Origin of the sequence: Pseudalkalibacillus decolorationis (assembly GCF_024609785.1) — a bacterium.
GTDB lineage: Bacteria > Bacillota > Bacilli > Bacillales > Fictibacillaceae > Pseudalkalibacillus > Pseudalkalibacillus decolorationis.
Genome location: NZ_JANHJQ010000011.1, coordinates 36251 through 50898 on the forward strand (window position 1 = coordinate 36251; position 14648 = coordinate 50898).

15 protein-coding genes are annotated in these 14648 nt (G+C 38.5%); 6 read left to right on the top strand and 9 right to left on the bottom strand.

Annotated elements, in window-relative coordinates; genetic code table 11:
- Positions 1–47: 47 nt before the first annotated feature.
- Both NON16_RS12015 and NON16_RS12020 read left to right on the top strand, forming a co-directional pair.
- Positions 48–1388 (top strand): DUF2254 domain-containing protein, encoded by a 1341-nt coding sequence (locus NON16_RS12015; protein WP_257349313.1) that lies wholly within the window; start codon positions 48–50, stop codon positions 1386–1388.
- Positions 1389–1471: 83 nt separating this feature from the next.
- On the top strand, positions 1472–2806 hold the full coding sequence (locus tag NON16_RS12020; protein ID WP_257349315.1) for a DUF2254 domain-containing protein: 1335 nt from the start codon (positions 1472–1474) through the stop codon (positions 2804–2806).
- A gap of 18 nt (positions 2807–2824) precedes the next feature.
- On the opposite strand, the gene NON16_RS12025 is transcribed toward NON16_RS12020, so the two are convergent.
- The 6 genes from NON16_RS12025 to NON16_RS12050 all read right to left on the bottom strand — a co-directional run bounded on the left by NON16_RS12025 (position 2825) and on the right by NON16_RS12050 (position 8480).
- On the bottom strand, positions 2825–3394 hold the full coding sequence (locus NON16_RS12025) for a peroxiredoxin family protein (protein ID WP_257349317.1): 570 nt from the start codon (positions 3392–3394) through the stop codon (positions 2825–2827).
- Positions 3395–3525: 131 nt separating this feature from the next.
- A complete protein-coding gene (locus NON16_RS12030; RefSeq protein ID WP_257349318.1) occupies positions 3526–3693 on the bottom strand; it encodes a hypothetical protein in 168 nt (55 codons plus the stop codon).
- Between the two features lie 130 nt (positions 3694–3823).
- Positions 3824–5128, bottom strand: coding sequence for a M48 family metallopeptidase (locus NON16_RS12035; RefSeq protein ID WP_257349319.1), 1305 nt, complete (start codon positions 5126–5128; stop codon positions 3824–3826).
- 725 nt (positions 5129–5853) lie between these two features.
- A complete protein-coding gene (locus tag NON16_RS12040) occupies positions 5854–6684 on the bottom strand; it encodes an IucA/IucC family C-terminal-domain containing protein (RefSeq protein WP_257349321.1) in 831 nt (276 codons plus the stop codon).
- On the bottom strand, positions 6611–7429 hold the full coding sequence (locus NON16_RS12045) for an ABC transporter ATP-binding protein (RefSeq protein ID WP_257349323.1): 819 nt from the start codon (positions 7427–7429) through the stop codon (positions 6611–6613). Before NON16_RS12045 ends, NON16_RS12040 begins: the two co-directional genes overlap by 74 nt.
- A gap of 211 nt (positions 7430–7640) precedes the next feature.
- The gene (locus NON16_RS12050) at positions 7641–8480 is read right to left on the bottom strand and encodes an HAD family hydrolase (protein WP_257349324.1); all 840 of its coding nucleotides are present in this window, start codon (positions 8478–8480) and stop codon (positions 7641–7643) included.
- 182 nt (positions 8481–8662) lie between these two features.
- Here NON16_RS12050 and NON16_RS12055 point away from each other — a divergent pair, with 182 nt between their 5' ends.
- From NON16_RS12055 to phnE (NON16_RS12070), 4 genes are all read left to right on the top strand, one after another.
- Positions 8663–9574: a phosphate/phosphite/phosphonate ABC transporter substrate-binding protein gene (locus tag NON16_RS12055; RefSeq protein ID WP_257349326.1), complete on the top strand. Its 912-nt coding sequence runs from the start codon at positions 8663–8665 to the stop codon at positions 9572–9574.
- A 174-nt stretch (positions 9575–9748) separates the two neighbouring features.
- Positions 9749–10534, top strand: a complete 786-nt coding sequence (gene phnC / locus NON16_RS12060; protein WP_257349327.1) for a phosphonate ABC transporter ATP-binding protein — start codon at positions 9749–9751, stop codon at positions 10532–10534.
- A complete protein-coding gene (gene phnE / locus NON16_RS12065) occupies positions 10518–11330 on the top strand; it encodes a phosphonate ABC transporter, permease protein PhnE (protein WP_257349328.1) in 813 nt (270 codons plus the stop codon). The genes phnC and phnE (NON16_RS12065) overlap by 17 nt, the downstream gene beginning before the upstream one ends.
- Positions 11330–12130, top strand: a complete 801-nt coding sequence (phnE, locus tag NON16_RS12070) for a phosphonate ABC transporter, permease protein PhnE (RefSeq protein ID WP_257349329.1) — start codon at positions 11330–11332, stop codon at positions 12128–12130. Before phnE (NON16_RS12065) ends, phnE (NON16_RS12070) begins: the two co-directional genes overlap by 1 nt.
- A 247-nt stretch (positions 12131–12377) precedes the next feature.
- Here the strand turns inward: phnE (NON16_RS12070) and NON16_RS12075 are convergent, their stop codons facing one another.
- From NON16_RS12075 to NON16_RS12085, 3 genes are all read right to left on the bottom strand, one after another.
- Positions 12378–13250, bottom strand: coding sequence for a Cof-type HAD-IIB family hydrolase (locus tag NON16_RS12075; protein ID WP_257349330.1), 873 nt, complete (start codon positions 13248–13250; stop codon positions 12378–12380).
- Positions 13251–13592: 342 nt separating this feature from the next.
- Entirely contained in the window at positions 13593–13901 is a 309-nt protein-coding gene (locus tag NON16_RS12080) for an AzlD domain-containing protein (protein ID WP_257349331.1), read from the bottom strand.
- A complete protein-coding gene (locus NON16_RS12085) occupies positions 13894–14610 on the bottom strand; it encodes an AzlC family ABC transporter permease (RefSeq protein ID WP_257349333.1) in 717 nt (238 codons plus the stop codon). The genes NON16_RS12080 and NON16_RS12085 overlap by 8 nt, the downstream gene beginning before the upstream one ends.
- Positions 14611–14648 lie beyond the last annotated feature (38 nt).

Consider the following 14648-nt stretch of genomic DNA (forward strand, 5'->3'; position numbering starts at 1 on the left):
ATAACGATAAGTAGATGTACTCGAACTTCCTATTAAAGGAGCAAAAGATGAAATTAAATCAAAATTGGATTACCTTTAGACGGAGTTTTTGGTTCCTACCAACATTTTATGGAACACTTGCCCTTCTATTAGCCATTCTAACGATTACAATTGAAGAAATAGTACCATCTGATTCTATCAATGATTACATACCTAATGTGTTGCTGACAGATATGAAGCTAGGCCAAACGATTCTTAGTGCGATTGCAACTTCTATTTTGACGATGACAACGATCACCTTTTCATCCATTATGGTTGTATTAACAACATACTCTTCCCAATTCTCACCTCGTACATTACAGGACTTTATTAGTGATGTGATTACGCAACGGGTGCTTGGAATTTTTACTGGTGGAATCATTTTTTCATTATTATTGCTTTTGTTTCTAAAAGGAGTCAGTGATAAAAACTTATTTATTGCACCTGGGCTAGCTGTCATCTGGGCTATTATTTGCCTCGTGTTCTTTGTTTATTTCATCCATCATGTAGCAACATGGACACAGGTAAATAATTTAATTGACAAAATTACCAGTAGCACACAAAAAACGATTAATAACAGCTTTCATCTTAGCGACGAAAAGACCCAAATGAAAGAATTGTCCGCTTCTAATGATGTAGATAATATGGATTCTTCAAATGCAATAACGATCCTTTCCAACACGTCAGGTTACTTACAGATGATCGACCTTCCAACAATGATGAAACGAGCTTGTGATGATGATTTCGTTATCAAAATTGAGCGTCGAATCGGAGACTATATTATTAAGGGCACTTCATTATTTACGGTTATAAATCCTAAGAAACTAAGTGAGAAAACGCAAAAAAAATACCATGAATTCTTTTCAATTGGAACAGAGCGAACGACGATACAAGATGTGGAATTCGGCTTGCAAAAGCTTGTTGAAATTGCACTAAGGGCCATATCACCCGCAATAAATGACCCTCATACAGCAATTAATTGTATCAATCGAATTGGTACATTACTTGCTGAATTAGGAACCGTTTCTTTTCCGAAGCCTTATCATTATGACAAAAAGGATGAATTACGTATTATCATTGACATCCAGTCCTATCGTGAGCTCTTGTATAAATCATTCTATCAAATCCGGCACTATGGTCGCCAAGATGTTTCAGTCTGTGCATCTACTTTATCCGTGCTCCATGGTATTGTTGAAAAGAATAAAGACCTTTCAATTCGAAAGACGATTTGGGATTTCGCGATTTACTTTGTCGAGGGTATTGATAAAGACGTCTTACTGGATTGGGATCTCAACTTTATCAATGAGAAAATAAAACGGCTTGCAAAAACAGTTGAAAGAGAATCTGAATATACCCAAATTAAATTATAATCTATCTTTATATAACAAACACTAACATAGTTAGGTCATTATAACCGACCTTCAATATCATTTGTTAGGTGGATTGTTATCCGATGAGTATTAAGATCTGGCTACATAGAATTTATTACAGCTTCTGGTTTCTACCTGCCTTTTATAGTTTTCTCGCCATATTGTTTGCTTTACTATCGGTTGAAGTGGACATGTGGATGGAACGTATCGATATCCATCAACACATCCCCTCGTTCCTATTAACAGACCGTGATACGTCTCGTCTAATCCTGAGTGCATTGGCGACTTCCATTTTAACAATGACGGCCATTACATTTTCTTCAATTATGGTCCTTTTATCAACCTATTTATCTCAATACTCACCTCGTACCCTTGATAATTTTTTGAGTGATCCGATCACACGCAGAGTATTAGGAGTCTTTATTGGTTCGTTCTTTTATTTTCTCCTTTTATTGCTATGGATGAACATTTCAGACCAAGCGAGTTTTCTTATTGTGCCAACCTTTTCTATATTAGTTGCTGCCCTCTGCCTCGGTTTCTTTGTCTATTTCATTCATCATGTCGGAACGTGGATCCAAGTAAATAACCTCATAAAGAACATTACTGATAATTGCTTGGTCATCCTTGAAACATATGAGCAGCAAAGTACCAATTTAAAGTCTACAAGCTCCTCGCCTTGGTCGAGTTGGGAAGATGAGGAAGTAAGGTTAAAGGAATGTAGGAAGGCCCAATCCTACCAATCAGGATATATACAGCACATAAATCTTAAAATGATCATCCAGCTTGCCCAAAAGGATGACCTGCTGATAAGGATGGAAAAGAACATTGGAGACTACATAGATAAGGGGTCCACTCTCTTTTTATACTGGTCGCTTGATGATCGGAAATTTTCGATTGAGACGTATTTAGAAAACATTCGAATTGGTCATAATCGGACCACAGAACAGGACCTCGAATATGGAATCCAAAAGCTAACCGAAATTGCTTTACGTGCGATCTCACCTGCCGTTAATGATCCTTATACTGCCATCGTTTGCATACACCGTCTAGGGAAGGTCTTATCACGCCTCCCCCAAAAATCTCTAGAAGAACCGTACTTTTATGATGAAAAACAAAACCTTCGGATCATTTTGAACAAAGAGTCCTTTGCTCACGTACTTTATAAAAGCTTTTACCAAATCAGACACTACGGAAGGCAGGATGTATCTGTGCTTGCTGCTATTTTTGAAGCACTGGCTTTGATAGCCGAAAAGAGCCCTAAACCACCCACCCAACAGACACTCTGGCAATTTGCTGAAGCCATATGTGAAGGAATTGATCGCTCTACATTAATAAATATGGATAAGCTTTATTTGAATGAAAAAATAGATGAATTGGGTAGATTAACAGGACATTCGATGAAAAAGCCTTTTCTCTAAGATGGGAATCAAAACATCCTATTTGAAAAGAAGCTTCTCGAGCTGCTTAAGGTTAGCGGGACCAAGAATTTTATGCTGAATCGTTCCATCTGGAGCAATGACAAAGGTCGTCGGAATCATGACAACCTTATAGGCAGTAGCTACTTTCCCTTCCTTATCCAGGGGAATACGAAAGGGAATCCCAAGGTCGTGGGCAAACATTGCTACAGGTTCAAGACTTTCCTCTTCTGAACTCAAATTTACGGCTAGTACAACCACATCATCCTCTTTGTGCAAATGATAAAAGTTGATCAGTTCTGGTATTTCATCTTTACAGTACGTACACCAAGTCGTCCAGAAATTCAGAATTACCGTTTTCCCTTGGAATTGAGATAAGGAAACGTTTTTTCCATCTATCGTACTTAGTGTAAAATCGGGAGCTTTACGGCCTATCTCTGCTGCACCTGAAACGACTGAGCCAACCTTAATTGTATTCGCCTTATCAATCTCCTGTTTACTACGTTCACTCACACTCGGGTTCTGCCAAGCTAAGAATCCGAAAAGAACCGTTAAACTGATCAACAATCCGTATTGAAACTTCCCCTTCATTTTTTCACCTCAAAAAGAACTCGTTTCTATACTATAGGACGGAATAGGTAAAAAAATGAACAAGCTCACAACATTTTTTAATAGTTTTTTTTAGACCCAAAAAAATCCCCGCGAAGAATCGCGGAGATTTCCTAGAACATTGGCAGTATATAATTCACGATAAAGTATAATAGTCCGAAAAAGATGATTAGATACGCTGCATATTTTATAAATGTTGATGCGACTCTACCAGAATCTTTCTTTTTCTCGACTCTTTCTTCACGAACGTCCATCTCATCATGGTGGTCTCGTCGATCCATAACATCACTCCTCTGCTTTTTTAATTCGTTAGAAGAGTAATTCCCCTTTCACATACTTCTGAAACATGATGTGATAAGGACTGACTTTCTCCGTCACATAAGTCCTTAACCACATCTATCATAATTATTATTATTGTTCAATTTTCTCATTTTCATTAAGACTTTGGTCGACCGATTCCTTTTGATTCCATTTTTCTAGAAAGTGAATACGCTCTAACATCGTAGGGTGACCATACAAAAATACTTTTACGAGCCATGGGGGATTTACTTCGCTTAATCCTGAAACCGATAATTTCTGAAATGCACCCACCGCAGCCTCTGGGTCTTTGGTCATTTCTATCGCATATTCATCTGCAGAATGTTCTGCTTGACGTGAAATTGTATTTTCAATTGGACTTGCTATAAACGACAGGATTGAGAAAACGAGTAATAGTGCTGGGAGCGAGGCAATATCCGAAGGCTTTTCAACTCCCCAATGTCTGCCCCATTTATTAAGCATCCAGTAAAAAACCCTCGATCCGAGCCATAACCCGAAGAACGAAAATACAATCGAGCCAATTAGATTCCATAAAAGATGGTTTTTTACAAAATGCCCCATCTCATGAGCCATAACAAACAGGACTTCCTCATCCTCAAGCTCTTCTAAGGTCGTATCCCATAAGACAATCCTCAGATTTGAACCAATACCGTTCACATAGGCATTTAATGCATTCGTTTTCTCAGACATATTTACTTCATAAACTCGATCGGCTGATATTTTTGCCTTATCTGCAAGTGCTAGAATCTTATCTTCAAGCACTTTATCCTCTAGTCGGTAAAAGTCATTGTATAGCGGATCAATCCAGATAGGCTGGATGTAATACATGAATAATGTAAACGGAATTGAAAGCAACCATCCATAGAACCACCAACGTTTTTCCGACCTTTTCATCAGCCAGTACAGTACTTGAACAATTACAAAAAGAAACAGGGTGTTAATCCAAAATGAAATGACATTATCCCTCATCCAGCTGGAAAATGTCTGTGTAGAAATTTGATAATCCAATGACACCGTGTAGCTATAATAATCGATTGGCAATGCAAGTATAAAGGCAGTTAACGATAAAAACACCACATAAAGTGCATTGTGAACAATCGGGAATCGCGACACGTCCGTTGCTCTGTTTCGAAACCACTTCGACAAGCCGAACCCAAGCACCAATAAATAAATCATCCATTCCAAAGGTACTGAAAGGAAATACAATAAGTGTTTAATTCGTGAAAAATCATGACTCAACTCGATTTCACGCTCGGTCATAAACACAGATGGGTCTGCAGAACTTCCCTGATATTGAGCTGGAACGGATGTATCTGCTCCCATAAACAAATACCAAGTCATAACGAACGCATACAATATGAATCCGCCAGCTATCCATACTGCCTTTTTATTTTTCATTTATTCACCCCTTTATCGTTTGTCCCATTACCTATTCTAGTGAATCCTGTCCATATTTAGAACCGGTGAAGTACTCATTTGTACGTACCCTCATTAGTGTGTACATTCATTAATATCAATATTTTGGTGTTCAGCAAAAAAACAACTTCTGTCGGAGGATGTGAATTTAGTTATTAACCCAGCCCCTTGATTTTGATTATCAATTTGGAATTGGGCTGATAAGAAAAACGGAAACGCTCTTAATCTATACAACAAAGTTTCATATTTTCTATAACCACCTAAGAAAAAACGGATCGGCCATCGTATGGAGATCCGTTCTTTCTCTTGTATATTAGGAGTTTAAAATTTTTTCATCAAGGGACACAGTGAAAAATTAAGATTATTTTACTATGCGTGGCCGATATAATTCAATCCGCGACCGATATATTGGATTTCGTGGCCGAATTAATATTTGGGGCGGAGGTAAATTCATATTAATTCCCCAAAAAGGCATCTCAACTCAAACGTTATATGACTTTCCCACCTAAATGGGTGGCAACGGATGAACTTTACATCGTTAAGTTGACGTTCCTTCGATTTATTCCTCGTTATAGTCCAATACCTCATCAAAATGCCCACTACAAATCTCAAAAAGACAATACCTAAATCCAGTTCAACTTATAAATTTTGATACTATAAAAAAGACATTTGCCGTTTTGACGGACAAATGCCTTGTGCTGTATTGGTTACTCTGTAGGTTGAGGAACATAGCCAGATAAACATCTAGGACAATTTTTGCAAAATGTTCGATCAGGGCTTATTTCATAGTAAAGACAACATGTTTTCCGGACTCGTATCCCCGGATCACTCTTGATAAGTGGCTGTTTCTCAAAGTAATACTTTTTGAAAGGATTATATTTTAGACCAAAGCATTCGCCAGGTGCGTCTAATATATTTTGAAAATCCTCAGCAATTGTAGCCTTTAGTTCTCCTTCAGCATGCTTTGCAAACGTAGTTTCGTAAAGCCAATATATATAAGTCGCTGTATTTTCCCATAAAACAGGAAAAGGTACATTACTCGTTTTCGCTAAGTTTCCCCAAATAACCGATATGTGATTGCGAAACAACTGTTCAAGACCTGATTCCATCTCTATCTTTCGGTCCTTATTGACTTGTTTGGCTTCAAGTGAAAGTAGTGATAGTTCCGGTAAAAAGTGACCATCACTTTGTTTGGCTTCCACCACACAATTATTTGGTTGTATATCTAATACACGGTTTAACAAACTAAAACTAGAAAAAAACGGGGCAACCATCAAAAACGCATACCTTTTTGAAAACTGTGAAGCTGTCACTAGCTGATTAGGCGCTTTGATGAGCGGCATAATCTTTTCAATATATGCCTCGGCTGTATGTAAATGCAGCAAATCCTCTGCTGCAATAGAGTAACCATCAGAGGGCTTCTTAAGACATAGACGACAATTTTCAGCTAGAAATGACTGATGTTCAGGCGTGAGCTGCGCGTATGGCATTGTTTGCTCTACGACCCTTCCCGCACGGAATACACAACGGAGTTCCAAACATAGGATCACAAGAAACCTGAGCTTCCAAACCAAAAACATCCTTCACCATAGTCGGTGTAACAATATGTTCTGGTGCTCCTTGTGCATAAATTGTTTTATCATGGACTGCAACGATATTGTCTGCATACCTACAAGCAAGATTCAGGTCATGAAGAACCATTACGATAGTACGTTGTTCCATTTGATTCAAATCAAACAGTAGATCGAGGACTTCAATTTGGTGTGCGAGATCCAAATAAGTCGTTGGTTCGTCCAGTAAAATCGTTTCTGTATTTTGAGCAAGAGCCATCGCAATCCATGCTCTTTGTCTTTGTCCCCCTGAAAGAGCTTCGACTGGGCGGTCTGCAAGTTCAACAAGACGCGTTGCACTTAATGCAGATTGAACAGCCTCTTCATCCTTTGTTGACCACTGTTGAAGCCAGTTTTGATAAGGGTATCTCCCTTGCTTCACAAGCTGAAGAACGGTGAGTCCTTCAGGTGTTACGGGTGACTGTGGCAAAATCGCAAGCTGTCTTGCAATTTTTTTTGTAGAGGAATGATGTATATCTTTACCATTAATATTAATATTACCTTGCTTGGGCTTTAATAATCTGGCCATTGCCTTTAAAAGAGTGGATTTCCCTGAACCATTGCTCCCGATTAATACAGTTATCTTGCCCTTAGGTATATTTAAATTTAAGTTTTCAATGATGTTTGTTTCATTATAAGAAAGCGTTATGTTTTTTGTTTCAAGAGAAAACATATATTTCTCCCCTTTTTTAAAGTACTTTTTAACCTTCTTCTTTAATCTCCTTCTTAAGTTTATTTCAAATGATAATCATTGTCAATGAATTTGAGAATCATTATCAATGTTTTCTGAAAAAATAAGCCAGAGGAGCAAACGTGCCTCATTTTATATTAAATGCATGCATGAATACCCTTTCGGCTCAATCGTTTCATCTATTTTGTCATTATCATTTTATTTCGCTAAATATTTCTGAAAGGCTTGATACAACCTTCAAATTTTCATGTTCGAGTTCGATACCAGTAGGTTGAATATAGATTGTTTTCATTCCTAACAACAAAGCGGGTACGATTTCATTAATCAGATTATCCCCTACTGAAACAGCTTCATGAGGCTTTACGTTATGCTTATCAAAGAGTTCTAGGAAGATTTTTTTCGTTTGCACAGGCTTTTGGGCAAGCGGTACGATCTCTTGAAAAAGGCTATCCAATTCTAGCTCACTTAATAAACGGCCGACATCATCCGCTTCACTATTTGTTACTAAAACAATCTCTGCTTCGTTCTTCAATCGTTTAAGTCCGTCAATTAATCCAGGCGTTTTTGTCAGCTGAAATTGATCGGTGACCATGAAGTCCTTTGTTTTCGTATAGCAGGAATACGTCTCTTCACCTGTGACTCCGTAATGCTTGGCTGCAGCAAATGGTAGCCACCAACCGTCACCAATCGCAATCATATGTTCAAAATCAAAGATAAGGTGGTCTGAGTAGATGGCATCAATTTTCTCCGCGCTCCATTGTGTTCCATCCCATTCTTGAACGTGTGTCACTTGTAATGTTAATGGATCGAGTGTCAACACAACATCTCGGTCAACGTCATATGCTTTCCCAATCCCAATTGGATGTTCTCCACACTTCATCGCTTCGTAATCCGCTTGAAAACGACTTCTTAAGTCTATTGCCACTTTTTCCTTTAATAAAGAAGCATAATAATCGAAGTGATCAGTATCCTCGTATAATGTTCCATCTAAGTCAAAAATAATCAATTTACTTTCTGGATAATAATGCTTCATTTTTTTCATCCCTTATCAAAAAATTTCAACCCCTTAATCTCTTGCAATTATAAAGCTTCTAGCAATCTATAGCAAAAAGGAACTGTAAATATAGTGTAAAATATGTAAAAATTCTATAGCTAAATTTACAGAATTATTGCATAATTAAAGTGTTGAATTAAATTTTTTTAGGGGGAAAAGGGATGAAAAGATTTATTGTACTATTGTTTGCAGCATTGCTTACGATTGGGTTAGCAGCATGTGGCACTAGCGATAGTTCAAACGGTGGCGGCGGAGGGGACGGAAAACCAGAGAAACTCGTTATGGGATTCGTGCCATCACAGGATTCAGATAAAATTGCGGATACAGTTAAGCCACTTGCAGATAAACTTGGAGAAGAACTTGGTATGGAAGTCGAAGGAAAAGTAATGACCAGCTATTCTGCTCTTGTTGAAGCAATGGGTAGTAACAAGGTTCAGATCGGATTCCTACCAGCTTTCGGTTATGTTCTAGCTAATGATAAGCATGGTGTTGAGGTTATCTTGAAGTCCGAGCGACATGGAAGCGGTTCATACAAAGCACAATATGTTGTCCGGGCAGATTCTGAAATCGATTCTCTCGAAGATATGAAAGGGAAAACATGGGCAATTCCCGATTTGACTTCTACAAGTGGATTTTTATTCCCGGCAGCTCAAATCATGGACATGTTTGATGTGGAGGATGTTCAATCTGGCTTCTTTAAAACAACCGTTGAGTCTGGTGGACATGATAACGCATTAATCGCTGTATACGACGGAACAGCTGACGTCGCAACAACGTTTGATGATGCCCGTGACACCATTAAAGAAGATTACCCAGACGTGATGGAGAAGCTTAAGGTTGTTGAGTATACAGAAGAAATTCCAAATGACACCATTTCCTTGACGAAAGAACTTGATGACGAATTCAAAAAGAAAATCAAAGAAACATTCCTTTCATTCAATGAAGATAAAGAAATGATCAAAATCATGAATGATGTATATACTTGGGATGCAATCATTGAGGCTGAAGATAGTGAATATGATGTCGTTCGAGACACATACGAAAAGTTTAAAGATTCAATTTCACTAGACTAACGGTTAAAAGTGGGAGGAGCAAGCCTTCTCCCCTTTTTCACACGTTAAGAAAGTATAAAAATACCTTCTATAGTATAAGGGCAACTAAGGCTCACCCTGCGCCAAAGGCTTGGCATTGCCAAGTTTTCTTTATGTCAGAACATTTTTTTTAATTGCTTCAAAAGGGGAGTTCGTATGATTGAATTGAAGGATTTATCACTGGTTTATCCGAATGGGACACAAGGATTAAAGGATGTAAATGTAAAGATAAATGATGGAGAGTTTGTTGTAATTGTAGGATTATCAGGGGCTGGGAAATCTACTTTTATTCGTAGCATAAACCGCTTAGTTACTCCTACTTCGGGCGACCTACTCATAGATAACGAGAATATCCTCGATTACCGTGGGAAAGACCTTCGGAACCTCCGTACGAAGGTTGGTATGATTTTTCAAAACTATAACCTCGTTAAACGTTCGACAGTTATGAAAAATGTAATATCTGGGCGTTTAGGTCATACAGGAACATTGAAAAGCATCCTAAACCTCTACTCCAAAGAGGATATGGCACTTGCGTATGAAAGCTTAAAGAGAGTCAATATCGAAAACAAGATTTATTCCCGTGCTGATCAGCTCAGTGGTGGACAACAACAGCGTGTTTCAATTGCCCGTGTACTGACCCAGCAGCCAAAAGTTGTCCTTGCTGACGAACCGGTTGCAAGTCTCGACCCTCCGACGTCTCATCAGGTAATGAAGTATTTAAAGAAAATCAATCAAGAGGATAATATTACGACAATCGTTAATCTCCACTTTATTGACATGGCGATGGAATATGCGGACCGAATCATCGGGATGCGCGCAGGTGAGATCGTCTTTGATGGACCTGCCAGTGAAGTAAATGAACAGACATTTGAAGAAATCTACGGTCGTCCAATTAAAGAGGATGATATTCGAGGGGGCAAGGAAGATGTCGAAACCCCTTAACCCTACAGGACGAGTTCCTACGAGTCTCGTTTCGGGTCGAACAAAGCTAAAGATGAATGTAATTATGGTGATTGTGCTTGCTTTCTATATTTTCAGTTCATATATGACAAACGCATCGGTACTTCGCTTTGATCAAGCTTTCTTTACTAACGTATGGAACATGGTCATTCAGCTTTTTCCACCAAACTGGGCGTATGCAAGTATCGTATGGGAGAAGCTTCTTGAAACGCTGAAAATGGCTTTAGTTGCTACGACAATCGCAGGTATTTTATGTATTCCATTCAGCTTACTTGCAGCTAACAACATTGTACAAAATAAGTTCCTTTATAACTTTATAAAAATGTTTTTAAATATTATGCGAACCATTCCTGAACTCATCCTTGCCGTTGTATTTGTTGGGTTATTCGGAATCGGTATATTTCCAGGTATTCTAGCATTGATTATTTTCTCACTCGGAATTCTCGCCAAGCTAATCAGTGAAACGGTCGAATCGATTGACATGAACCCTCTGGAGGCAATCCGTGCATCTGGTGGCAACACAATTCAAGTAATCTGGTATGCAGTCGTTCCACAAGTGCTTCCACAGTTCGTATCGTTTACTTTATATGTATTCGAAATCAACGTACGTGCTTCTGTTGTTCTAGGGTTTGTTGGTGCTGGTGGAATCGGATTAATTCTTCGTCAGCAGCTGAACTTTCTGAGCTATCAAAATGTAAGTACGATAATCGTTATAACGTTTGTTGTCGTTGTTGTCATTGATTACATTAGTAACAAGTTAAGGAGGGAACTTGTATAGTGAACATCAATATACCTCCTAAACCGCAGAAAAACTCACTCAAAATACTTAGAAACATCGTCATTAGCATTGGATTAGCTGTACTATATGTTTGGACATTTGCTACGATTGAAGTACCATGGGGCAGGATATTCAGTGAACGTACGTTGATCAACATTGATCGTGTAATTCCTAAGCTATTCAGCCCTGACTTCACCTTTGCTTCTAAGGTAATGGACTATATGATGGAAACATTGTTCATTGCATTTGCTGGTTCGTTCATGGCCGCTATTCTTGCTGTCCCTTTTGGGTTCTTAGCAGCTTCGAACATTAATAGCAATCCTGTTTTTAATACTATAGGAAAATGGATTCTAAATGCAGATCGCACATTCCCTGAAATTTTACTCGCCTTAATTTTTGTCGTAGCAATTGGACCCGGTGCTTTCGCTGGTGTACTTGCGATAGCGATCCACTCAGTTGGTATGCTCGGTAAACTTTATTCTGAGGTAATCGAATCAATTGATATGAATGTCGTTGAGGCGATGGAAGCGAATGGAGCTAATAAGATTCAAATCTTTTTCTATGGAATCATCCCACAAGTTATACCTGAGTTCATGTCGTATGCGATTTATCGATTCGAAATTGATGTTCGTGCGTCCACTATCCTCGGTATTATTGGTGCTGGTGGTATTGGTACATTACTCGTTATCTCATCAAGAAACCGTAATTGGGATGAAGTCGGTATGATCTTACTCGTTATCATCGTATTCGTAAGTATCATCGATTACATCAGTTCGGCTATCCGGAAACGAATTGTGTAATATTAGAAAAGCGGAAGCGCCCTGTTCAGGTGTGATAAAGAAAACTTGGTAAACGCTAAGGCGATTACCTTAGTTGCCCTTATGCCTGTGGTGCAAGCGCTGGAGATTCTGCAACATAACACGCTTTTTGTGTTTGTGGAATAATCGAAGCGACCTCGAACACCTGGGCGCTGGAGCTAGACATTACATCTATGCATATTTAATTTAACAGGGGAAGCTCTCAAGTCGGGCTCCCTCCATTTCCATTTTAAAGCACCTTGTCATTTTGCTTCATAAATGTATAGATTGCATGCGCAACTCCGCTTTCATCATTTGTTTTCGTTGTAAATGAACAGAGCTTCTTAATATCCTCTTCCGCATTTCCCATTGCCACACTATACCCCGCAAGTTCGAACATGGAAACATCGTTGTAATTATCCCCAATTGCCATGACTTCTTTCAAATCAATTCCTAGCTCCTCGGCATACTTTTGTATAGCGATTCCTTTTTGGGCATCACGGTGTGTGATCTCAATGTTATCTTTAGCTGATGAACTAATTGCTAACTCACTGAATGTTAACAATGAGTTAAATGCGTTGCTTCGATCTTCGTCATTTCTTGAAAAACTTAATAATTTATAAATTTCCATATCCGGGTTCTCAAGTACCGAGCTATAGTGCTCTACCGTTTCTAGTCGGCCATTCCGAACACGATATTCTGCAAGTTCATGGGCTTTATGTTCCGGAATCTCTGGGTTGGCACTACGAATGATATCAACAATGATTTCAATCGCCATATCACCATCATCACTATACGTTCCTTTATTAGTGTACAGTTCATAATAAACTGAATGTGCGTTGAGAACTTTAGCCGTTTCCTTGTAAAGTTCTTTTGAAATCGGAATACTATCCAAGATCGTTCCATCCGATGAACGAAATTGAGCGCCGTTAATGCAGATGATTGGCAATGTTAATCCTGCTGCTTCTACTGGCGTGATCGCCTCTTCATAAGATCTACCGGTGGCAATTACCACGTTAATTCCTGATCTTTGTGCAAGCTTTATTGCTTCAACATTTTCTCTATTGATAGACATCTCATTGTTTACAAGTGTTCCATCCATATCAATCGCTATTAATTTCACGTTATCAGTTCCTTTTTTTAGATTCTGTTTTAGTTTTCCCAACCCTTATAAAAGAAAACCCGACACACTTATAGGAAATCAAATCCCTCAAATTAACAAAGAAAAAAAGAGCTTTCATTATGAGCTCTTTTGTGAAAACGCTTTATTTTTTTCTTATGTCGTGAAAAAACATTTCCATGAATGCTTGAAATACTTCTACTGATTGAAAGGCAATTAAAGAAACAGCTGTTACTGAAAAAAATCCTATTACTAGATAACGAAGCAACATCATTATTGCTCACCATCCTTTTAGAGTATTCTCACTATACCACCTTTTCGATAATTAAAAAAGCAAAAAGGCTGTCAAATCAGCACGAATCCTATTAAACTTAAAGAAAGAATGGACACCAATACGATGATAATCAGGCTTGCCCCAAGATATGCTGCGATAAATGCTGTGATTGCACCGATTATTCCTAACCAACTATTTTCATTAAATGTGATAATACCTGGGAAAATTAATGCACCCAATATCGCATAGGGAACATTTTTCAGTACACCTCTAACAAACGGTGGAATCGTATCCATTTGGAATGCTACGAGTGGAAGCATTCTCGGGATAAATGTTACAACCGCCATTCCGATAATCACCCAAATATATGATTCAAGCATTTTGATGCTCCCCTTTCCAAAGCATTTCAATTACTATAGATGCGATAAGTGTTGATAAAATAATTGTCCATCCCGTTGACATTGTGCTCGCAAACGTTAAAATACTATTAATAACTGCTGCTATTGCTGCCAACATAATAACTTTCTTTGATGTTTTCGCACTTGGAACGAGCAGTCCGATAAATATTGCATAAAGAGCGATACCCATACTTTCCTGTAGGATTGTAGGGAGTCCAGCTCCTATCAAGTAACCAACACCTGAAAACACAACCCAGCTACCATAGACAATGATCCCGATGCCAAGCATATAGGCCGCTTGTATTTTCTCGTTTCGAGTAGCTGCAACTAAGAACGTTTCGTCAGTTATAAAAAAGCTATAAAGTGCTTTAAGCCATTTGGGATCCGCTTCTGCCTTTTCACTTATGGAGGCACTCATTAATAAATGACGAATGTTTACAATAAACGTTGTTGTAATAATTTCTAGTGCTCCAATACCTGCTGCAATTAACGTGAGTGCAATGTATTGTGACGCTCCTGCAAAGACCAAAACGCTCATACTTACCGTTTCAAATAACGATAACCCAGAACTTTTCGCTAAAAGTCCGAATGTAAAAGCAACAGGCATGTAGCCGATCGCAATTCCGATACCGCTTTTTAACCCCTGACTTAGCAGTGATGATGACAACCGTCCGGCAAGTACTGTATTCATTCAATGTCCCTCCCTCATTTATAATTACAATTTATATA